We start from the raw sequence: 20,649 nt of genomic DNA on the forward strand, positions 1-20,649 counted from the left end.
CAGTGAATAGCGCCGTCATTTCGGCGCTCGTTTCGCCGCTTTCATGGCCCTTGTGCCCTTGACCCTTCCGACACTTCACCTAAATCGCAATCATCATGTTCATCGAAACCGAAGCAACGCCCAATCCCTCGACGCTCAAGTTCCTGCCCGGCCGGCAGGTCATGACTTCGGGCACGCGCGAATTCCTTTCGCCCGAGGATGCGGAAACCTCGCCGCTGGCACAGGCGCTGTTCGACCTCGGTGACGTGGTCAGCGTGTTCTTCGGCGGCAGCTTCATCGCGGTTACGGCGGCGCCCGGCGTCGAGTGGCCCTCGCTGCGCCCGCAGGTGGTCGCGATCCTGCTCGACCATTTCGTTTCGGAAGCCCCTCTGTTCACCGGCGGCGACGCCAGCGGTTTCTCGGTGCCGGCCGAGGACGAGGATTATGGCGACGACCCGGCCGACGCCGACATCGTCGCCCAGATCAAGGACCTGATCGAAAGCCGCGTGCGCCCGGCCGTCGCCAACGATGGCGGCGACATCATTTACCGCGGTTTCCGCGAAGGCGTCGTCTACCTCTCGATGCAGGGCGCCTGCTCGGGCTGTCCGTCCTCATCGGCGACGCTCAAGCATGGCATCGAAAGCCTGCTCAAGCATTACGTCCCCGAAGTCAGCGAAGTCCGCGCGGCCTGAACGGCGCGATGACGACGCGGCGCGGGATATTCGCGTGACGGCCGCCTCCACCCTGGTGATCGACAGCGCGACCGACGCCTGTTCGGTCGCGCTCTTCTCGGGCGATACCCTCGTCGCGGGTGAATATCGCCTGCTTGGGCGCGGCCATGCCGAAGCGTTGGTGCCGATGATCGCCGCCTTGCCCGGCAAGGGCCGCGCGAACCGCATCGCCGTCGCGCTCGGCCCCGGCAGCTTCACCGGCGTACGCGTCGGCCTCGCCGCCGCTCGCGCGCTGGCGCTGGCTTGGGGAGCGCACACGGTCGGCTATCCCACACTGGCCCTCATCGCAGCCATGGCCCGCGGCAGCGAAGGGAACCGGCCGCTTGCCGTCGCCACCTCGGGCGGGCACGGCGAATGGTTCGTCGAGGGCTTCGCCGCCGACGGCACCGGCACACACGCCCTCGCCTCGCTGCGCCCCGATGCCGCCGCCGCTTCGGTGACCGAAGAACTCGTCGTCGGCAGCCAGGCGCAGGCACTGATCGCGGCGCGAGGCTCCGGGCGGGCATTGCCCCTGCTTCCCGACGCGCGCGCTTTTCTGCTCCTGCCCGAGACGGCGCTGCTGACGGAGACTCATCCGCTCTACGGACGCGGCCCCGATGCCAAGTTGCCTGCGGGGGCGGCATGATCGACGATATCGACCGGATCATGGCGGTCATGACCGCATCGTTCGACCCGGTCTACGGCGAAGCGTGGAATCGGCGCCAAGTCGAGGACGCGCTGAAGTTCGGGAACTGCCATTACGAAGTCTTGTGTGCGCAAGGTCACACACCGGACGAGACCGAATCGGCCGCGGGTTTTTTCTTGTCGCGCACCGGATTTGAAGAAGAAGAACTTCTGCTCCTTGCGGTAACCCCCGAAAGTCGCGGACAAGGACTTGGGCGCGCACTTCTCCAAAACCTTCGCATCGGTGCTATCAGTCGCGGCGCGCATCGGCTGCTTCTCGAAATGAGAAGAGGTAATCCTGCCGAAACACTTTACAGAAATTTCGGCTTTTACCCGATTGGCGAAAGACGCGAATACTATCGCACTCCAAGCGGTCAGCGGCTCGACGCTGTTACATTTGCCTGCGACATCGGTTGAAATAGGGTCGAAGTGGCCCTTTTCATTCATGAATCGATTAATGCAAGTCACGTGCAACTTTGAATCGAACTTGCACTCGTCGTGAAAATCGTTCATTGCGTCGCACAGGCAGACCTGCAAAGGTTTGCTGCCTGAATAACTTGGTCGCACCAAAGGACGTAGTAGAAATGGAAACCATCCAGACCGACCTGAACGAGACGCTGATCACGCTCGCGTCGGACATCGTCGCCGCGCACGTCAGCAACAACAGCGTCTCGGTCGAAGATCTTCCCACTCTCATCACCAACGTCTACGGTGCCCTCGCCGGCCTCGGCGGCGCCCCTGTGGTCGAGGAAGAGAAGCCCGAGCCTGCCGTTTCTATCCGCGCCTCGGTCAAGCCCGACTACATCGTGTGCCTTGAGGACGGCAAGAAGCTCAAGATGCTCAAGCGCCACCTCATGACGCACTACAACATGACCCCGGAAGACTACCGCGCGCGCTGGAACCTGCCCGCCGATTACCCGATGGTCGCCCCCAACTATGCCGAGAAGCGCCGCGAACTGGCGAAGAAGATCGGCCTGGGCCGCAAGTCGAACGCGCGCCGCGGTCGCAAGCCCAAGACCGCCGCAGCCTGATCCTTCTTGGGCGGTCGCCCGAGGCCTGACCTCCGACGCACCCGCACTCACGTTACGGAAATTCGATTTTCCGGGGACAAAGGGTGCGATCGATTGCCAGGGTCCGGTAACCGACCGTCCAACTCGGTTGTGATTGCAGGCGCATCGCCTTATCTAGGCGGTGCGCCTTCTTCTTTACTTACAGGTCCACCGTGAACCAACCCATCGACATCGAAGCCCTCTGCGCCGAGCGTGGCCTGCGCATCACCGAACAGCGTCGCGTGATCGCCAAGGTCCTATCGGAAAGCACCGACCACCCCGACGTCGAAAAGCTGCACGAACGTGCGACCGCGATCGACCCCGGCATCTCGATCGCCACGGTCTACCGCACGGTGCGCCTGTTCGAAGAGGCAGGCATCCTCGATCGCCACGACTTCGGCGACGGCCGCGCCCGCTATGAAGCCGCGCCCGAGGCGCACCACGATCACATGATCGACGTCGAGAGCGGCCAGGTCATCGAATTCGTCGATCCCGAACTGGAAGCCCTGCAGCGCCAGATCGCCGAGCGCCTGGGCTACCGCCTCGTCGACCATCGCATGGAACTCTATGGCGTCCGCCTCGACCGCGAGGACGGCGAGACCACTCCGCGCCGCTAAGCGATACTATGACCACGACCATGCCCCTCGCCGACCGCCGTATCGCGGCCTGGGGCTGGCCGCTGATCGCGCTGCGCCTTGCCGCCATGCTGGCATTGCTGGTGGCGAGCGTGGCGCTTTATTACATTTTCGCACCGTTCACCGCGCGCAACCCGGTCCCGCGCCGGTTCCTGCGCGGTGTCGGCGCCATCGCGGGCCTTCGCGTGCAGGTTCGCGGCGCCCGCCCGGCCCGGCGCACCTTCTTCCTCGCCAATCACGTCAGCTGGCTGGATATCCTCGCCCTCGCCGGGCGCACCGGCAGCGCCTTCGTCGCGCATGACGGCCTCGCGCAGATCGGCCCGCTGCGCTGGCTGTGCGAAATGAACGACACCGTCTTCGTCGCCCGGCACGAACGCCGCAGCGTCTCCGCTCAAATCGAGCAGGTTCGCGCCGCGCTGAGCGATACCGGCGCGCTGACGATCTTCCCCGAAGGCACGACTTCGGACGGAACCGGCACGCTGGCATTCAAGTCCTCGCTGCTTTCCGCGATCGAGGGCGATTCGGATATTCCGGTGCAGCCGGTGTGGCTCGACTACGGTGCGGAAACCCGCACGGTAGCCTGGGTGGGCGAGGAACCGGGGCTCGATAATGCTCTCGCCATTCTGGCGCGCTGGCGGCCGGTGGACCTGACGCTTCACTTCCTGCCGCCGCTCTCGCCCGAGGATCGCGCCGACCGCAAGCGCATGGCTGCGGCCGCTCGAACAGCGATAGAAACGGCGCGGTCGGGGTTCTGACCCCAGCTTCGATTATATCGTCGTCATTCCCGCGAAAGCGGGAACCCATCTCCTGATGGTGCCTGTCGAACGGGCGTCAGTTGGGTCCCCGCCTTCGCGGGGATGACGGCAAACTTTCAATCGGAAGCATCACGCGGAAGAAGGCGAGGCTCACACGCCCCAGCCACACCCTCAACGCGTGGCGTTGTAAGCCAGCTGGCCTTCGTCGAGCTGGAAGCCGACCAGCACCTCGAACGAAGCGCGGGCGACCGCAGCCTTGACCTCGGGCTCGGACAGCGGATCGACGGCAGCGTCGGTGTCGCCGGCCTTGCGCTTGCGGGTGATGCGGTCGCGAATCTCGTCGGGCAGCGTCGCGGCGGCGCGATCGATGAAGGCGTTGGTGCTCACGTTCGCCTGCGCACGGGCCTGCCCGTCCGCGAAGCTGAGCGTCACGTTGCCCACGCGCTTGGAGATCACGGAAGTGCCGCCCTGCAGCACGCTCACGAAGAACGGCAGCGTCACCTGACGCGCCCCGGCCGTGTCGCTGCGGCGGCCGAGCACCTGGAACGTCACCGTCGAAGTCACCTTCTCGCCCACGGCTTCGTCGCACTGCGCACGCACCTGGGTCATCGAGGCAGTGACGTCGATCGCGTCGGCAGTCTTTGCCGGTCCACGGAAGGTGGTGATGTCGCCGGTGTAGTCGGGAATGCCGACCGCCGGGCACTTCGAGCGCACGGCGGTGATGCCGACGCCCTGATCGACCACGATCTCGCCCTTGGTCTTGCACCCGCTCAGCGCGGTCATCGCGGCGGCGGAGCACAGGACAGTAGCGGTCAGGCGGCGTGCATTCATCGTGAACTTCCTCGAATGGCGTGCGCTTGCCCTAGCGAGGCGCGCGGCAAAGCGCTAGGGGGACGAACATGAACGCGCCCTTTCAGTCCACGACGGCGAGTGCCGCCGATAGCCCGATCCGCCTCCTGATCGCCGCCCCGCGCGGCTTCTGCGCCGGGGTGGACCGCGCCATCGAGATCGTCGAACGTGCGATCGAGCTTTACGGCGCGCCCGTCTACGTGCGCCACGAGATCGTCCATAACAAGTTCGTGGTCGACAGCCTGAAGGCCAAGGGCGCCGTTTTCGTCGAGGAACTGGACGAAGTCCCGGACGGCGTGCCGGTGATCTTCAGCGCTCACGGCGTGCCCAAGTCGGTCCCGGCAGCCGCCAGTGCGCGCGGGCTGGAATGGCTCGACGCCACCTGCCCGCTGGTCAGCAAGGTCCACCGTCAGGCCGAGCGCCAGATCGAGGCCGGGCGCCACATCCTGTTCATCGGCCACGCCGGGCACCCCGAGGTCATCGGCACTTTCGGCCAGGTCCCCGAAGGCAACATGACGCTGGTGGAGACCGTCGAGGACGTGGCCGCGCTGGAATTCGCGCCCGGCACCGAGCTTTCCTACCTCTCGCAGACGACGCTGTCGGTGGATGACACCCACGCCATCATCAAGGCGATCGAGGCCCGCTTCCCGCAGGTCGTCGCGCCCAAGGCCGAGGACATCTGCTACGCCACCTCCAACCGGCAGGCGGCGGTCAAGCAGATCGCGCCGCAGTGCGAACTGGTGATCGTGATCGGCTCGCCCAAGAGCAGCAACTCGCTGCGCCTCGTCGAAGTCGCCGAGCGTTGCGGCACGCCTGCGCACATGATCCAGCGCGCGACCGAGATCGATCCGGCATGGCTGGAAGGCATCGCCACCGTCGGCCTCACCGCAGGGGCTTCCGCTCCCGAGGAACTGGTCAACGAAGTGATCGCCCGCATCAAGGAGCTGCGCACCGTCGCGGCCGAGGAAATCGTGACCGAACGCGAGCACATGACCTTCAAGCTCCCCCGCCAGCTGGCCCGCTGAACCATGGCAGTCTACACAAGGCTCGGCGCCGAAGAGATGGCCGGGATCATCGCCGCGTTCGACGTCGGCACGCTGACGTCCGCCAAGGGCATCGCTGAGGGCGTCTCCAACAGCAACTGGCTGATCGAGACCGAGCAAGCCGGAACCGCGCGCCGCTTCATCCTGACGATGTTCGAGAGCCGCACCGAGATCGCGGACCTGCCGTTCTTCCTCGATCTGCTCGATCACCTCGCCGCGCACGGCGCGCCCGTCGCCCGCACCATGCACGACTGCGAGGGCGCCAGCCACCGCCTGCACCGCACGCCCGAGGGCGACAAGGCGCTCGCGCTGATCGAGTTCCTGCCCGGCGTCTCAGTCTCCGAGCCAACGCCCGAGCAAGCCCGTGCGGTCGGCGGAGCGCTCGCGCAGATCCATCTGGCGGCGGCTGACTTCCCCGCATCGCGCGAGAACTCGCTGGCGCTCCCGGCCTGGCAGCAACTGCTCAAGGATTGCGGGCGCGAGGCGCTCGAATCGATCCACCCTGAACTTGGCCGAATCGTCGAGCGCGAACTGGCGCTGCTGGCCGCCGAGTGGCCCGCCGATCTGCCGCGCGGCGTGATCCATGCCGACCTGTTTCCCGACAACGTCCTGATGCTCGGCGACAAGGTTACAGGACTCATCGACTTCTACTTCGCCTGCACCGACCTGTTCGCTTACGACGTTGCCGTGACACATGCGGCATGGTGCTTCAGTTCCGACGGCGCCCGGTTCGACCCGGCGCTCTCCCGCGCTCTGCTCGAGGGCTATGCCGCGGTGCGCCCGCTCAGCGAGGCCGAGTGCGCGGCGCTGCCCTTGCTCGCGCGGGGAGCAGCGATGCGTTTCCTGGCGACACGGGCCTACGACTGGCTCAATACGCCTGCCGATGCGCTCGTGACGCCCAAGGACCCGATGGCCTTCGCCCGGCGTCTGGATTTCTACGCGAACCCGGAAAATGCGGGAGTATTCGCATGAAGCAGGTCGAGATCTTCACCGACGGCGCCTGCAAGGGCAATCCCGGCCCCGGCGGCTGGGGCGTTCTGCTGCGCATGGGTCCGCACGAGAAGGAGATGTCGGGCGGCGAGCCCGACACCACCAACAACCGCATGGAGATGACGGCCGCGATCAAGGGCCTGAGCGCCCTGATCGAGCCTTGCGACGTCACCCTCTTCACCGACAGCAAGTACGTCATCGACGGGATCACCAAGTGGGTCCACGGCTGGAAGAAGAAGGGCTGGATCAACGCCAGCAAGCAGCCGGTCCGCAATGCCGACTTGTGGCACGACCTGATCGAGGCCGCCGGTCGCCACAAGGTCGAATGGCAATGGGTGCGCGGCCACAGCGGCCATGCCGAGAACGAGCGCGTGGACAAGCTGGCGAGCGACGCGGCGAAGGCGGCGGCTTAACGCAAAGCGAAGGCCCATCCCCGGCCCATTCCGCTTGCGGGAGGGGAGACATGAACTTGCCCTCCCGCTTGCGGGAGGGTCGCGAGATTTGGCGATTTATCGCCTAGTCGCAGCGGGGTGGGTTTTCTAAGGTCACCGCGATGCTCTCTCTTCCCCCGATCCTGAAGACCGAAATCCGCGCGCTCGTCACCCCCGGCCCGCGTATGGCGGACGAGTGGGCCTGCGTCGCCTCCGTATTGCTGGCGATCGTCATCGCCCGTGCCATCGGCGCGGAGATGGTGTCATGGGCGGCTTTCAGCGCCTTCGTCCTGCTCAAGAGCGACGTGGCGGAGACGCTTGTGCGCGGGGTGATGCGGATCGTCGGCACGGCGATAGGCTCGGGCCTTGCACTGCTGGTGGTGCCTTATGCCGCGCGCTCGCTGCCTTTGGCGATGATCGCAGCCGAACTGGTCGGCGCGATCGGTCTCTACGGGATGTTGACGGCGCGGCGCGCTTACGCCTGGCTGCTGTTTGGCCTGACCTTCGAGATGATCCTGTTCGACAAGATCGAGCGGCCGGACCTCGACACTATCCACTTCGCCCAGACGCGCCTGCTGGAAGTCGTCGCGGGCACCGTCGCCTGCACGCTGGTGAGCCTGACGGCAGGCGCGCTGGCAGGCAAGCGCTGGTGGATGGATCGCAAGGCCCCGCCGGAACGGATGCGCTGGCACCCTCACGCGGCGCGCCATGCCTCGCAGGCGGGGCTTGCGATCGCGATGCTGCCTTTGCTCCACGCGCTGTTCGACCTGCCCGAGCTGCCGCAGGCGGCAGTGACGATCATGGCGGTGATGATCGTGCCGGTCGCCGGGATCGGCGCCAGCGGCTTCGTCCCCGTATCCCGGCGGCTGTTCCAGCGCGCGCTCGGGTGTATCGCGGGCGGCGGGCTGGCACTGGTCGTGCTGCTTCTGGCGCAAGGAAGCGCACCGGTGCTCATCGCCGGCACCTGCCTCGGCATCATCATCGGCCGTCATATCGAGAACGGTCTGCCCAAGGTCACTTACCTTGGCCTGCAGTTCACGCTGGCAGTGCTGGTCGTGCTGGTGCCCGACAGCTACGAACATGCCGCTGCCGGCCCCGCTGCGCAGCGCCTGCTGAGCGTGTTCGTCGGCATGGCAGTACTGGAACCGGTGCTGCTCGCCTGGCACTTCGTCGCGCCGGGGCGCAAGGTGCCGCAAGGCTCCCCGGACGCCCCGAACGCGGAATGATGCTCAGTCGGTGGTCGTATCGACCACTTCGGCGCCGGGACCGTTCTTCTTGAGCGATTCGATCGCGCTTTTCGCGCTGGCCTTGCTGGAATAGCCTTCGGTCCAGAACATGGTCTCGGAGTTGTAGCAGAAGTAGGCGACGAACTCTCCGGCCTTGTTCTTCCGGATTTCGAAACGATGGGCCATTTGCGACTCTCCATGCGGGTGTCATTTCCCAGCCGCAGATGAGCAATTTGCGCGCATGGACGCAAGCGCCGCGAAGGTCGAACTCAGCCGAAGCGACCCGGCGCGAACGGAGCCGGATCGACCTCGCCCGGCGCCTCGCCCATCAGCAGCCGCGCGCCAAGATCGGCGGCGGCGGGCGCAGTCTGGATGCCAAACCCGCCCTGCCCGGCAAACCAGAAGAACGCAGGCTCGTCCGGCGCGAAGCCGTAGACCGGCAGGCGGTCCGGCGCGAACGAGCGCAGGCCCGCCCAGCGATGCTCCACCCGCTCGACTGCCCAGTCGACAACGTGTTCGAAGCGGTCGACCGCGAGAGCCACGTCGATCTCCTCGGGCGCGGCGTCGCACGGCGCACTCGGCGTCTCGTCATGCGGGCTGAGCCAGAGGCGGCCGCTCTCGGGCTTGAAGTAGAACGTCTCCGCCACGTCGAGGACCAGCGGCAGGTCGTCAGGCACATCGGCGGCGACGGCGACTTGCGCGATTGTGCGGCGATAGGGCGCGATGCCGAGCGGGGAGATGCCCGCCAGCCTTGCCACGCCGTCCGCCCAGGCTCCGGCCGCGTTCACCAGCACGCCCGCCTGCACCTGCCGCCCGTCCGCGAGCGTCAGCGCCCAGCCATCGGCGTTGCGCTGCGCCGCCGTCAGTCCGGCGCGGCACCATAACTCGACACCTGCGCGGCGTGCCGCAGCAAGGTAGTGCTGATGAAGAGATGCCACGTCGATGTCGCACGTGCTCGGCTCCAGTGCACCGCAAGTCCATTCGGGGCACAGGCCGGGCACGCGGGCGACGATCTCCGCACAGCTCAGCAGGTGCATTTCCACCCCTGCCGTGCGGTAGCGTTCGGCGAAGAGTTCGACGTCACGCTCCTGCCCGGCCCGGCCGAGCGTCAGCGCGCCGCGCGGGGTCAGGACGCCGAGTTCGCGCAGGGCCGGCCCGGAGGCGGTGGTCAGCGGCTGGACGCCGGGGCCACCGTAACTCTCGGTCCAGAACGCGGCGGAGCGGCCGGTGGCGTGGTAGCCGGGGCGCTCCTCGGCCTCCAGCATGAGCACCCTTGCGCGCGTGCCGATGGCCGCGGCCAGAGATGCCCCGGCCATGCCGGCCCCGACGACGACGATATCGAACGCTGCTTCCATCGCGGTCAGCCCCTAGCGGGGGCACGGCGATCGAGAAAGTCCCTGATGGCATCGAGCGCAAGAGTGCGCACCGGATCGACTTCGCGCAGGATTTCGTGGCGGCACTCGGACCCGAAGGCGACGAGTTCGCCATGCGGCAAGCGTCCGGCGGCACGGCGGATCGCGCGCCAGGAGACGAGGCCGTCGATACTGGTGCCGAGCAGCAAGACCGGCACCTCGACCGCCTCCAGCACGCCGGGCCGCTCCAGCGAGCGGATCGAGGCGAGCGCACGCTCGATCCAGCCCCAGCTGGCCGCGCCCATGCCGATGACGGGGCGCTTGCGGCGCCACCAGTCCTCGTCGTCGTAGCGGCTCTCGTCGTGAGTGAGCAGCAGGCTGCGGGCCTTCGGCTGGGCGCCGGGCTTCTCGCCGCCTTTCCATGCCGGGCGGCGCGGATCGCCGAGCCGCACGATGCCGCGCGCGACCCGGTGCAGCACGCCTGCCGGAATCCACGTCGGATGAATGCCCAGCATCGGTGCGGAGAGCACCAGCGCATCGGGCCGCACGACGCCTTCGGCTACCGCGCGCAGCACGATCTGCCCGCCCATCGAATGCGCAATGGCAATGTGCGGTCCCGGCGTCGAGGCGGCCCAGTCGGCATAGAGCGCGGCGTAATCCTTCACCCAAAGCGCGAAGTCGGGCACGTGGCCCGTCGCCGCATCGCGGCCGAGGCGGCCCGAACCCGCCTGCCCGCGCCAGTCGGCCGAAGTGACGTTCCAGCCTTCGCGGTGCCAGCCGTCGAGGGTTTCCAGCCATTTCTCGTAAGCATCGCCGCGCCCGGGCATGAACAGGATCGAGCCGCGCCTGCCGCCCTGCCAGTCGATCCGGCGCAGCAGGTGGCCATCGGGCAAGGCCCAGCGCGATTCGCGGGCTTCGGCGGGAATCGCCCGGCGCGCGGGGGACTTGACGAGACTTTCGACGGCGGAGGTCACTATGATGGGAAGCCCCGGTTCGTGATCGATATGTCGTGGTTACTATTTGGTAGCGGTTGCCGAGGTAGAGCGCTCTCGATCCGATAGGATGAAAAGCATGACGGGCGCTGTATTTTCCTACGCACTGCTGGCCGCATTGGCAACGGCGCTGCTCGTCGCGGCGTTCACCGACTTGCGCGCGCGGCACATCGACAACTGGCTGAACCTGGGCATCGCGGTCGCCGCGCCGCTGTGGTGGCTGGCGATGGGGCTCGGCCCCTTCGACATCGGCGTCCAGATCGGGCTGGCGGCGGCGACGTTCGCGGTGGCCTGCGTGCTCTTCGCGATCGGCCAGATGGGCGGCGGCGACGTCAAGCTGCTGACGGCGCTCGCGCTGTGGTTCTCGCCTGCCGCGTTCCTGCAACTGGTCGTGCTGATGGCGGTGCTGGGCGGCGGCGCTTCGCTGGCGATGGCCGCGTTCAACATGCAGCCGGGGCGCAAGGAGATGGTGCGCGACGCCCTCGCCGGGCTCGTCGCCTTCGCCTGGGTGTGGTGCGCGGGCGCGATCGTCTTCGCCGTCGCCACGCATCGCCCGGTGGTGGAACGGGCCACCATGGAGGCCATCGCCGGGGTCTTGCCGGGCCTCTGGGCGATCCCCCTCGCCGCGATCGTGGTGCTGGGCCTGTTCCTCTTCGGGATGCGCCACATCATGCGCCGCCAGAAGTCGCGAATCGAAGTGCCCTACGGCATCGCCATCGCCGCCGCATCGCTGTGGGTGATGGGTTCGCAGACGCTCAGCGCCGCGCATTCCGCCGGAATCGCAGGCTGAAGCTAACGCGGTTTACGCAAGTAACGGGGTGAACCCGTTCTTAACCAATTTACCTCATAAGTCCGAACAGTTCGGGGATTTTGCTAAGGGGCTTTCCAAGCCATGGACAGGAAGAAAGTGGTGCTGCTCGCGGTTGCGCTGCTCGTCGCAGCCTTCACCGCATTTGCTGCGAGGACGATGTTCGCAGGCGGGGGCGCGCCGCAGGCCGGAGCCGTTCCGGCCGCCGACCAGAATGGCCCCAAGGTGCTGGTCGCCCAGCGCGCGCTGCCGGTGGGCACGATCATCACCGCCGATTCGGTCTCCTTCCAGAGCTGGCCGGACAACCTCGTCCAGGACGCCTATTACGTCGATGGCAAGGCCGACATGACCAAGCTGCTCGGCACCGTCGTGCGCTTTCCGATCACCGCCGGCCAGCCGCTGACGCAAGGAGCGCTCGTCGCGCCGGGCGATCGCGGGTTCCTTGCCGCCGCACTCGGACCGGGCATGCGCGCCGTCACCATCTCGGTCTCGGCCGACACCGGCGTCGGCGGCTTCGTATTCCCCGGCGACCGCATCGACCTCGTCCTCACGCAGGACGTGAAGGGCGAAGGCGACTCGCTGCGCACCGCCGAGACGATCCTGCGCAACCTGCGCGTTCTCGCGACGGACCAGGCCACCGCCAGCACGGTGGAGGACGGCAAGACGGTCGTGCAGGGCTTCCGCACCGTCACCCTCGAAGTGACCCCGCGCATCGCCGAGAAGGTCGCCGTAGCGCAGACCATCGGCACGCTCAGCCTGTCGCTGCGCGCGATCTCCGACAACCAGGGTGAATTCGACCGTATTCTCGCCAGCGGCGACGTGAAGTTGCCCGAGGGTGCGACCCGCGAGCAGGAAGAGAAGTTCATGAGCCAGGCCATGAACCGCCCGATGGACGGCGCCACCACGTACGTCACCGGCGCCGACGTCTCGCGCTTCCAGCGTTCGAGCCGCCCGGCACAGGGCGGCGGCGCTCCGGCCCCCGCTCCCGCCGTCGGCGCCGCGCCGCAGGTGGCCGCAGCGCCGGTCCATGTCGGCCCCGTGGTCCGCGTGACCCGCGGCAAGGACACCACCGTCGAGCCGGTGGGCAAGTAACGATGACCGCGTCCACGCACCGTCCGTCACCCTTTGAGGGCAATTCGATGAAGCAGCGTCTTCTCAAGTCCGCACTGATCGCCGCCACCATGCTGGCCCCCATGACCGCCGCTCCGGCGCAGGCGCAGACGGCCTCGGTCGTCCACCCGACACAGGACGTGAGCCTGTCGATCGGCAGCGGCCAACTCGTCAACGTTCCCGGTTCGATGGCCGACGTCTTCGTCGCCAACGACGCGGTCGCGGACGTGCAGGTCAAGTCGTCGAAGCAGTTCTACGTGTTCGGCAAGGCCGGCGGCACCACCACGGTCTACGCCAGCAATGCGGCGGGCGCGGTGGTGTGGTCGGGCACGGTGCGCGTGGGATCGAACCTCGACAGCGTCGATTCGATGCTGCGCCTCGCGATACCGGACGCCAACATCGGCGTCTCGACGATGGGCTCCAGCACCTTCCTGCTGACCGGCACGATCAAGAACCCCGAAGACGCCGCCGAGGCCGAACGCCTCGTCACGGCTTACGCGGGCAAGGAAGCCAACGTCATCAGCCGCCTGCGCATCGCCACGCCGCTGCAGGTCAACCTGCAGGTGCGCATCGCTGAAGTCAGCCGCTCGCTGGTCAAGTCGATGAGCGTCAACATCACCAGCGCCGATGCCACTACCGGCGCCAAGTTCGTGATCGGCCAGGGCTCGGGCAAGTTCCCGAACTACAACCCGGCATTGCCGATCGGCATCGCCACGCAGGCCAGCAGCAACTATTCCACCATCACGCCCAACGCCACCGGCACCACCCTCGGCCTTGGCGGAAAGCTGCTCGGCATCGACCTGCTCGGCGCGCTCGATGCGGGCGAGACGGTCGGCCTGGTCAGCACGCTGGCACAGCCCAACCTCACCACCCTTTCGGGCGAGACGGCCGACTTCCTGGCCGGCGGCGAGTTTCCGATTCCCCTGAGCCAGGGCCTCGGCTCGACCTCGATCGAGTACAAGAAGTACGGCGTCAGCCTCAGCTATACGCCCACTGTGCTGGCCAACGGTCGCATTTCGATGCGCGTGCGGCCGGAAGTCTCGGAGCTTTCGAGCGAAGGCGCGGTAACGCTCAACGGCTACTCGATTCCGGCGCTGACCGTGCGCCGCACCGAGACGACCGTGGAACTCGGCTCGGGCCAGAGCTTCATGATTGCCGGCCTGTTGAGCAACAACACCGCCAATTCCATCCAGAAGATGCCGGGCGCGGGCGACCTGCCGATCCTCGGCTCGCTGTTCCGTTCCACCAGCTACAAGCGCGGCGAAACCGAACTGGTCATCATCGTCACCCCCTATCTGGTGAATCCGATGAATTCGCCCTCGCAGATCGCGCTGCCGACCGACGGCTTCAAGTCGCCCAACGAACTGCAGCGCATCCTGGGTAACATGGATAGCGACGGTGCCGGCGGCGACAAGCGTCCGGAAGCGACGAAGACTCCGTCCGGAGCCACGGGTCCGGGCATCGGCGCGGCTACCCCTGTCCCGTCGAAGGACAAAAAGACCAAGCGCACCGCCGCCGACGACTCCGCCAAGCCCGGCTTCAGCTTCTAAGCGAGAAAGGGGATCACCATGCGCAAAGCTACTCTCGCCCGTACCGCCATCGCCTTCGGCCTCGGCCTCTCGCTGGCCGCTTGCGGCGGCGTGCCGGACAACCGCTCGGTCTATTCGGTCCACCAGCCGGTGGTCGAAAAGTCCGACTACCGCATCGACGTGACCAGCAGCGGCGCGGGCCTCGCCTATGGCGAGCAAGGCCGCCTGGCAGGCTGGTTCGAGGCGATGGGCCTCAAGTACGGCGACCGGATCTCGGTGGACGATCCCGGCATGAGCACCGCCACCCGCAGCGCCATCGCGGCGGTGGCGGAGCGCTACGGCCTCGTCCTCGACGAAGCCACCACCCCGAGCGGCACCGTGCCCGCAGGCACCACCCGCGTCACGATCAGCCGCGCGAAGGCCTATGTCCCGGGCTGCCCGGACTGGTCGGCCAAGAGCGACTTCAACCCGGGCAACGCCACTTCGACCAACTACGGTTGCTCGGTGAACTCGAACCTCGCCGCGATGGTCGCCAATCCGGAAGACCTGATCCACGGCCAGACCGACACCGGATCGACCACGGTAATGACGTCGAACAAGGCGATCGACGCCTATCGCGCCGCCGCGCCTACCGGCAAGGGCAACTCGGTCTCCGCGACCGGCAGCAAGGGCAACTGATGGCCATGAACGCTCCCTGGAAGACGGGCGGCCCCGGCGGCCGCGACCAGTTCGCCGCATTCCTGTGCGACGAGGCCTCGCTGGACGTGCTGCGCCCCATCGCCATCGAGATGGGCTGGCAGCCGGAGAAGTGCCACAAGGGCGGCCTGCGCAATGCCGTGCAGTCGCTGTCGATCTCGGCCAGCCCGAACATCCTGCTCGTCGATCTTTCGGAGAGCGGCGACCCGCTGAGCGACATCAACGCCCTCGCCGAAGTCTGCGAGCCGGGCACGGTCGTCGTCGCGGTGGGCCAGGTCAACGACGTGCGCCTCTACCGCGACCTCATCGCCAGCGGTATCCACGACTACCTGCTCAAGCCCCTGCAGTCCGCCGCCGTGCGCGACGCACTGGCCCAGGCGCAGTCGGTATTCTCGACCCCGCGCACGCATGACGTCGCTGCGGGCAAGCGGCATATCTCGACCGCCGTGATCGGCACGCGCGGGGGTGTCGGCGCATCGACGCTGGCGACGTCGCTGGCGTGGCTGTTCAGCACCGACCACAAGCTGCCGACCGCGCTGCTCGACCTCGACATCCACTTCGGCACCGGCGCGCTTTGCCTCGATCTGGAGCCGGGCCGCGGCCTGACCGACGCGATCGAGAACCCCAGCCGCATCGACGGCCTGTTCATCGAGCGTGCGATGATCCGCGCGAACGACAATCTCGCGATCCTCTCGGCCGAAGCGCCGATCAACGCACCGCTGCTGACCGACGGCTCCGCCTTCGTACAGCTCGAGGAGGAATTCCGCGCCGCGTTCGAGATGACCGTGGTGGACATGCCGCGCAACATGCTGATCAACTTCCCCCAGCTCGTCGCCGACCTCGGCGTCGCAGTGCTGGTGACGGAGATGACGCTGGCGTCGGCGCGCGACACCATCCGCCTGCTCTCGTGGTTCAAGGCCAATGCGCCGCAGACCCGCGTGATCATCGTCGCCAACAAAGTGCAGACGGCGATGGCGGAGATCAGCAAGGCCGACTTCGAAGCCTCGATCGAGACCAGGATCGACGTCTCGATCCCCTATGACCTCAAGGCCGCATCGATGGCCGCAAAGCTGGGTCAGACCTTCGCCGACGCCAACCGTGCCACCAAGGCCGGCGCCGTGCTGCGCGACCTTGCCCGCGACATCGCCGATATCGCCGAGGACGACGGCGCCGCCGCCAAGCCCTCGCTGCTCGGGAAGTTCGACCTCAAGGCAATGATGCCCAAGGCGAAGAAGAAGGCTCCCGCGTCCTCGTAAGGCGCATGTTCGCAAGGTTCGACAGGATATGAACTTCCTTCAGGTCATCATGGTGACGACGGGGCTCACGGGCTTCGCGCTGCTCGTCTGGGCGCTTCTTTCGGGGCCAAACCCCAAGAAGGAATCGACCCGGCGCCTGAAGTCGGTGCGCTTCCGCCACTCGAACAACGCCAGCGACCGGCTGGAGGCGCAGATGCGCCGCGCCGTCGCCGCCCGCAAGCCGAGGATCCACCAGATCGCCGGCTCCGCCTCGCGCGCGGAGGCGCTGGCGCTGCGTCTGCACCGTTCGGGCCTGCCCTGGACCTTGCAGCAGTATCTCTACGGCTCGATCGGCCTCGGCGCGGTGATAACGCTGCTGATCCTGATGAAGACGGGCGCGCTGTTCCTTGCCCTCGCCTTCGGCGTCTTCATCGGCGCAGGGTTGCCGCACATGGTCGTCAGCCACTTCATCAAGCGCCGCTCCAACGCCTTCACCGTCAAGTTCGCCGACGCCATCGACCTGCTCGTGCGCGGCCTGCGCTCGGGCCTGCCGGTCTCGGAGACGCTCACCATCGTCTCGCAGGAAATCCCCGGCCCCGTCGCCGAGGAATTCAAGCTGATCACCGACCGCATGAAAGTCGGCAAGACCATGGAGGATGCCCTCCAGGAAACCGCCGACCGCCTGAACATGCCCGAATTCAACTTCTTCTGCATCACCCTCGCCATCCAGCGCGAGACCGGCGGCAACCTGGCGGAGACGCTGGCGAACCTGTCGGACGTGCTGCGCAAGCGCGCGCAGATGAAGCTCAAGATCCGTGCGATGAGTTCGGAATCCAAGGCTTCGGCCTACATCGTCGGCTCGCTGCCGTTCATCGTCTTCTTCATGATCTGGTGGATCAGCCCCCAGTACATCGGCCAGTTCTTCATCGACGAGCGCCTGATGGTCGCTGGCATCGGCGGCGCCATCTGGATGGGCATCGGTGCCTTCATCATGGCCAAGATGGTCAGCTTCGAGATCTGAGGACCAGCACATGCTCGAACAACCCGCCGGTCCCACCCTCCTCGGCTTCGACGTCACTTACGTCGGGACACTGCTCACCATCGTCGCGGCCGCCGCGGTGCTCTTCGCGATCTACACCGCGATCACCATCCGCGATCCGATGCAGAAGCGCGTCAAGGCGCTGAACGCCCGGCGCGAGCATCTCAAGGCGGGCATCATCACCACCGCCCGCAAGCGCCAGAGCCTGATCCGCCGCAACGACACCACCGACAAGATGGGTGCGTTCCTCGGCAAGGCGCGGATGCTGCAGGACAGCCAGATCAAGACCATCCAGCAGAAGCTGGCGCAGGCCGGCATCCGCAACAAGGAATGGGCCGTCGCGGTCGTCCTCGCCCGCCTCGTCGCGCCGATCGTGCTGGGCGGTTTCGCCGCGCTGGTGATTTACGGGATCGATTATTTTCCGCAGTGGTCGGACTTCAAGAAGTTCATGGCCTTCGCCGCGATGGTGTTAGCCGGATACAAAGGCCCGGACATCTACATCCAGAACCTCGTGTCCAAGCGCACCGACGCGATCCGCAAGGGCCTGCCCGACGCGCTCGACCTGCTCGTCATCTGCGCCGAAGCGGGCCTGACCGTGGACGCCGCCTTCGAGCGCGTCTCACGCGAACTGGGCCGCGCCTACCCGGAACTGGGCGACGAGTTCTCGATGACCTCGATCGAACTCTCGTTCCTCACCGAACGCCGCGCCGCGTTCGAGAACCTCGCCTATCGCGTCAACCTCGACGCGGTGAAGGGCGTGGTGACGACGATGGTGCAGACCGAACGCTACGGCACCCCGCTGGCCTCTGCGCTACGCGTGCTCTCGGCCGAATTCCGCAACGAACGTATGATGCGCGCCGAGGAAAAGGCCGCGCGCCTGCCCGCGATCATGACCGTGCCGTTGATCCTGTTCATCCTGCCCACGCTGTTCGTGGTCATCCTCGGCCCGGCGGCATGCTCGATCGGCGATGCGTTCTCGGGCACCGGGCCGGGCAAGGCGGGGTAAAGGCCAGAAGAATAAGGGGTGGACGCGAGGGTCAGCACCCTCGCGCTCCCGGTACTGTCGGCGCAGCGCGCGAAGTTCTCCCGCACCTCTGGTCTCTGCCGGTCGTTGCGGTTACTTGCCAGCCATGGATGACCTTTTCGCCGCGCAGACAGTTCGCGATCGCAAGCTGGAACGGCGCGATGTCGAAGCGCTTGTCGGCAGTCCCTGGCACATCACGAACTGCGATCTGGATGAGGCGGACCTGTCGGGCCTCGACTTGTCCGCCTGGACCTTCGAACAGTGCAGCCTGCGCCATGCGAAACTGTCCGGCGCGAAACTGGAGCAGAGCCGCTGGCGCTCGTGCCGGGGCGCCTTCGCAGACTTCATCGGCTGCGACCTCAGCGACGCGGCATTCACCGCCTGCGACTTCAACAATTCTGCGCTGCGGCGCGCCATGCTGCAAGGAACCCGCTTTTCCCGCAGCAAGCTGACGGGCGCCGACATGTCCGATCTCAAGGCGCTGGAAGTCCATTTCGACGAAACCCTGCTCGTCGGTGCGAAGCTGCCCGGCCTGTCGTTCCGCAAGACGACCCTGCAGCGCATCGACTTCTCACAGGCCGACTTGCGCAAGGTGGATTTCCGGATGACCACTTTCGAAGGCTGCAGCCTGCGCGATGCGCAAGTGGACGGCGCGCGCTTCGAGGGTGCAGACTTGCGCGGCGCCGATCTGGGCGGCGTGACCCTCGGCGATGCGCGGCGCTTCCGCGGCGCGACGATCTCACGCGATCAGGCTGCCCTGTTGCTGGGCGAAGTGGGACTGAAGGTGCGCTGACGGCGGCGTTTCAGCCGTCCGTCTCCACCAGTTCCGCGATCTCGAAGGCGAACCCCTTCCACCCGCGCATCCTCGCTGCTTCGTCCAGCGGAAGGCGCTTCTTCTTCGCCTCCGCCAGCGAGCGGGCGTGCCCCCAGAACACCTCGGTCCTGCCGTTCTGCAACTCGGCCACCACGCGCCAGTAATGCGTGAAAGGATCGGTCGTCGGCCCGATGGTCTTGACGTAGCCGTCCGCCATCGTCGCGGTGAGATAACGCTTCTTCTTGCGGGCCATCAGTGCGCGAGGATGCCTGCCATGATGATGTCGATCGTATGCTCGCGGTAACGGTCCCGCAGTTCCTCGGTCAGGCTGTCCTGGTCGAAACAGTGCTTGAGCACCAGCCGCGCCGAGAAGAAGCGGTCCACCGCCCCCGTCACCGTGAAGTAGAACAACTGCGGGTCGATCTCGCGGAACACCCCTGCCCGCACGCCGTCGCCGATCAGCTGCTCATAAGCTCGGTAGATCGGCGAGAGGTAGCAATTGGCGATGCGCCGCGCCTCGGTATCGTCGCTCTCGCGCACCATGCGCATGGTCAGGCGATTGAGATACGGCACTTCGTAGAAGGTATCGACCACCTTCCACAAGTGCCGCCGCAGCTTGGCCTCCGGCTCCCACCCGTCCTTTGCGACGAGCGCGTCGACGCTGACGACGATCGCCTCCCAGTCACGGTCGAGCAGCGCCTTGAGCAGCCCCGCCTTGTTGCCGAAGTAGTACTTCACCAGCGCCGAGTTCAACCCGGAGCGGAGGCTCAGTTCGGAAAGCGAGATGTCGATCACGTCGCCGTCGCGCATGATCGCACTCGCCGTGTCGAGCAGCATCGCACGCGCGCCCGGAGGCGCGACTTCCACGGCGCCGGCGGTCAGGGAGACGGGACGTTCCTTCATCGGCGCTTACTTCGGCCCCATGCGGATCGCACCGTCGAGACGGATCGATTCGCCGTTGAGATAGTCGTGCTCCAGCATGAACAACGCCAGCTTCGCGTACTCTTCCGCCTTGCCGAGGCGCTTGGGGAACGGCACCATCGCCGCCAGCGCATCCTGCACGCCCTGCGGCATTCCCGCCATCATCGGCGTCTCGAAAATGCCCGGCAGGATCGTGTTGACGCGAATGCCCTCGCTCATGAGATCACGCGCCACCGGCAGCGTCATCGCCAGTACCCCGCCCTTCGACGCGGCATAGGCGGCCTGCCCGATCTGGCCGTCCTGCGCCGCGACGCTCGCGGTGTTGACGATGGCCCCACGCGAACCGGCCGCGTCGAGCGGCTCCAGCGTCGCCATGCCCGCGGCCGACTTGCTGATGCAGCGGAAGGTGCCCACGAGGTTGATCGCGATCGCCTTCTCAAACAGCGCCATGTCGTGCGACCTGGGCTCGCCCGTCTCGCGATTCTTGCCGACGGTCTTGGCGGCCGGCGCGATGCCTGCGCAATTGACCAGCACCCGCTCCTGCCCATGCGCCGCGCGTGCTTTCGCGAATCCGGCGATCACGCTGTCCTCGTCGGTCACGTTGACCGCGCAGAACACGCCGCCGATCTCGGCTGCAAGCGCTTCGCCAGCTTCGGCATTGAGGTCGAAGATCGCGACCTTCACGCCCTGCGCCGCGAGCGCCCGCGCCGTCGCCGCGCCAAGTCCGGAAGCCGCGCCGGTGACCACTGCGGCCATGGAGTTGTCGAGTTTCATGCCG

Annotated in this window: 25 protein-coding genes; 18 read left to right on the top strand and 7 right to left on the bottom strand. The window is 66.7% G+C overall.

What is annotated here, in order from left to right; translation table 11 throughout:
• Window positions 1-95: 95 nt before the first annotated feature.
• From HWN72_RS11040 to HWN72_RS11065, 6 genes are all read left to right on the top strand, one after another.
• Window positions 96-671 carry a NifU family protein gene (locus tag HWN72_RS11040; RefSeq protein WP_036523735.1) on the top strand — a complete coding sequence of 192 codons (576 nt, stop codon included), beginning with the start codon at window positions 96-98 and terminating at the stop codon, window positions 669-671.
• A gap of 34 nt (window positions 672-705) precedes the next feature.
• Complete coding sequence (gene tsaB / locus HWN72_RS11045; RefSeq protein ID WP_211150297.1) at window positions 706-1,335, top strand: tRNA (adenosine(37)-N6)-threonylcarbamoyltransferase complex dimerization subunit type 1 TsaB; 630 nt, start codon at window positions 706-708, stop codon at window positions 1,333-1,335.
• The gene (locus HWN72_RS11050) at window positions 1,332-1,790 is read left to right on the top strand and encodes a GNAT family N-acetyltransferase (RefSeq protein WP_036523731.1); all 459 of its coding nucleotides are present in this window, start codon (window positions 1,332-1,334) and stop codon (window positions 1,788-1,790) included. Before tsaB ends, HWN72_RS11050 begins: the two co-directional genes overlap by 4 nt.
• Before the next feature lie 167 nt (window positions 1,791-1,957).
• The gene (locus HWN72_RS11055) at window positions 1,958-2,404 is read left to right on the top strand and encodes a MucR family transcriptional regulator (protein ID WP_008830357.1); all 447 of its coding nucleotides are present in this window, start codon (window positions 1,958-1,960) and stop codon (window positions 2,402-2,404) included.
• A 191-nt stretch (window positions 2,405-2,595) separates the two neighbouring features.
• Window positions 2,596-3,039, top strand: a complete 444-nt coding sequence (locus HWN72_RS11060) for a Fur family transcriptional regulator (protein ID WP_008830356.1) — start codon at window positions 2,596-2,598, stop codon at window positions 3,037-3,039.
• 8 nt (window positions 3,040-3,047) lie between these two features.
• A complete protein-coding gene (locus tag HWN72_RS11065) occupies window positions 3,048-3,812 on the top strand; it encodes a 1-acyl-sn-glycerol-3-phosphate acyltransferase (RefSeq protein WP_211150298.1) in 765 nt (254 codons plus the stop codon).
• A gap of 171 nt (window positions 3,813-3,983) precedes the next feature.
• Here HWN72_RS11065 and HWN72_RS11070 read toward each other — a convergent pair whose 3' ends face one another.
• Entirely contained in the window at window positions 3,984-4,643 is a 660-nt protein-coding gene (locus HWN72_RS11070; protein ID WP_008830354.1) for a hypothetical protein, read from the bottom strand.
• Between the two features lie 68 nt (window positions 4,644-4,711).
• Here HWN72_RS11070 and ispH point away from each other — a divergent pair, with 68 nt between their 5' ends.
• The 4 genes from ispH (at window position 4,712) to HWN72_RS11090 (ending at window position 8,351) form a co-directional block, all read left to right on the top strand.
• Window positions 4,712-5,686 carry a 4-hydroxy-3-methylbut-2-enyl diphosphate reductase gene (gene ispH, locus HWN72_RS11075; RefSeq protein WP_008830353.1) on the top strand — a complete coding sequence of 325 codons (975 nt, stop codon included), beginning with the start codon at window positions 4,712-4,714 and terminating at the stop codon, window positions 5,684-5,686.
• A 3-nt stretch (window positions 5,687-5,689) separates the two neighbouring features.
• On the top strand, window positions 5,690-6,676 hold the full coding sequence (gene thrB / locus HWN72_RS11080; RefSeq protein WP_037519456.1) for a homoserine kinase: 987 nt from the start codon (window positions 5,690-5,692) through the stop codon (window positions 6,674-6,676).
• Complete coding sequence (gene rnhA / locus HWN72_RS11085) at window positions 6,673-7,107, top strand: ribonuclease HI (RefSeq protein ID WP_008830351.1); 435 nt, start codon at window positions 6,673-6,675, stop codon at window positions 7,105-7,107. Before thrB ends, rnhA begins: the two co-directional genes overlap by 4 nt.
• 140 nt (window positions 7,108-7,247) lie before the next feature.
• Entirely contained in the window at window positions 7,248-8,351 is a 1,104-nt protein-coding gene (locus tag HWN72_RS11090; protein ID WP_008830350.1) for an FUSC family protein, read from the top strand.
• A gap of 3 nt (window positions 8,352-8,354) precedes the next feature.
• On the opposite strand, the gene HWN72_RS11095 is transcribed toward HWN72_RS11090, so the two are convergent.
• The 3 genes from HWN72_RS11095 to HWN72_RS11105 form a co-directional block, all read right to left on the bottom strand.
• Window positions 8,355-8,537, bottom strand: a complete 183-nt coding sequence (locus HWN72_RS11095; protein WP_008830349.1) for a DUF1508 domain-containing protein — start codon at window positions 8,535-8,537, stop codon at window positions 8,355-8,357.
• Between the two features lie 83 nt (window positions 8,538-8,620).
• A complete protein-coding gene (locus HWN72_RS11100; protein WP_008830348.1) occupies window positions 8,621-9,706 on the bottom strand; it encodes an FAD-binding oxidoreductase in 1,086 nt (361 codons plus the stop codon).
• Window positions 9,707-9,711: 5 nt separating this feature from the next.
• Window positions 9,712-10,677 (bottom strand): alpha/beta fold hydrolase, encoded by a 966-nt coding sequence (locus HWN72_RS11105; protein ID WP_008830347.1) that lies wholly within the window; start codon window positions 10,675-10,677, stop codon window positions 9,712-9,714.
• 97 nt (window positions 10,678-10,774) lie between these two features.
• On the opposite strand from HWN72_RS11105, the gene HWN72_RS11110 reads away from it, so the two are divergent.
• The 8 genes from HWN72_RS11110 (at window position 10,775) to HWN72_RS11145 (ending at window position 18,929) form a co-directional block, all read left to right on the top strand.
• Entirely contained in the window at window positions 10,775-11,485 is a 711-nt protein-coding gene (locus tag HWN72_RS11110; RefSeq protein ID WP_211150299.1) for a prepilin peptidase, read from the top strand.
• Window positions 11,486-11,587: 102 nt separating this feature from the next.
• Window positions 11,588-12,595, top strand: a complete 1,008-nt coding sequence (cpaB, locus tag HWN72_RS11115) for a Flp pilus assembly protein CpaB (protein WP_211150300.1) — start codon at window positions 11,588-11,590, stop codon at window positions 12,593-12,595.
• Between the two features lie 47 nt (window positions 12,596-12,642).
• Window positions 12,643-14,163 carry a type II and III secretion system protein family protein gene (locus HWN72_RS11120; protein WP_211150301.1) on the top strand — a complete coding sequence of 507 codons (1,521 nt, stop codon included), beginning with the start codon at window positions 12,643-12,645 and terminating at the stop codon, window positions 14,161-14,163.
• 18 nt (window positions 14,164-14,181) lie between these two features.
• The gene (locus tag HWN72_RS11125) at window positions 14,182-14,820 is read left to right on the top strand and encodes a CpaD family pilus assembly protein (RefSeq protein ID WP_211150302.1); all 639 of its coding nucleotides are present in this window, start codon (window positions 14,182-14,184) and stop codon (window positions 14,818-14,820) included.
• A gap of 5 nt (window positions 14,821-14,825) precedes the next feature.
• A complete protein-coding gene (locus HWN72_RS11130; RefSeq protein WP_036523709.1) occupies window positions 14,826-16,094 on the top strand; it encodes a pilus assembly protein CpaE in 1,269 nt (422 codons plus the stop codon).
• 28 nt (window positions 16,095-16,122) lie between these two features.
• On the top strand, window positions 16,123-17,094 hold the full coding sequence (locus tag HWN72_RS11135) for a type II secretion system F family protein (RefSeq protein ID WP_008830341.1): 972 nt from the start codon (window positions 16,123-16,125) through the stop codon (window positions 17,092-17,094).
• A 10-nt stretch (window positions 17,095-17,104) separates the two neighbouring features.
• Complete coding sequence (locus HWN72_RS11140) at window positions 17,105-18,118, top strand: type II secretion system F family protein (protein WP_008830340.1); 1,014 nt, start codon at window positions 17,105-17,107, stop codon at window positions 18,116-18,118.
• 124 nt (window positions 18,119-18,242) lie between these two features.
• Window positions 18,243-18,929: a pentapeptide repeat-containing protein gene (locus tag HWN72_RS11145; RefSeq protein ID WP_211150303.1), complete on the top strand. Its 687-nt coding sequence runs from the start codon at window positions 18,243-18,245 to the stop codon at window positions 18,927-18,929.
• Between the two features lie 10 nt (window positions 18,930-18,939).
• On the opposite strand, the gene HWN72_RS11150 is transcribed toward HWN72_RS11145, so the two are convergent.
• Genes HWN72_RS11150 through HWN72_RS11160 form a run of 3 tightly spaced genes read right to left on the bottom strand, consistent with a single transcriptional unit; the run spans window position 18,940 to window position 20,645 of the window.
• Window positions 18,940-19,203 (bottom strand): hypothetical protein, encoded by a 264-nt coding sequence (locus HWN72_RS11150; protein ID WP_211150304.1) that lies wholly within the window; start codon window positions 19,201-19,203, stop codon window positions 18,940-18,942.
• Window positions 19,203-19,853 carry a TetR family transcriptional regulator gene (locus tag HWN72_RS11155; protein ID WP_008830337.1) on the bottom strand — a complete coding sequence of 217 codons (651 nt, stop codon included), beginning with the start codon at window positions 19,851-19,853 and terminating at the stop codon, window positions 19,203-19,205. The genes HWN72_RS11150 and HWN72_RS11155 overlap by 1 nt, the downstream gene beginning before the upstream one ends.
• A gap of 6 nt (window positions 19,854-19,859) precedes the next feature.
• Complete coding sequence (locus tag HWN72_RS11160; RefSeq protein WP_036523705.1) at window positions 19,860-20,645, bottom strand: SDR family oxidoreductase; 786 nt, start codon at window positions 20,643-20,645, stop codon at window positions 19,860-19,862.
• Window positions 20,646-20,649 lie beyond the last annotated feature (4 nt).

The sequence above is a fragment of the Novosphingobium sp. HR1a genome (assembly GCF_015594425.1).
Lineage (GTDB): Bacteria > Pseudomonadota > Alphaproteobacteria > Sphingomonadales > Sphingomonadaceae > Novosphingobium > Novosphingobium resinovorum_A.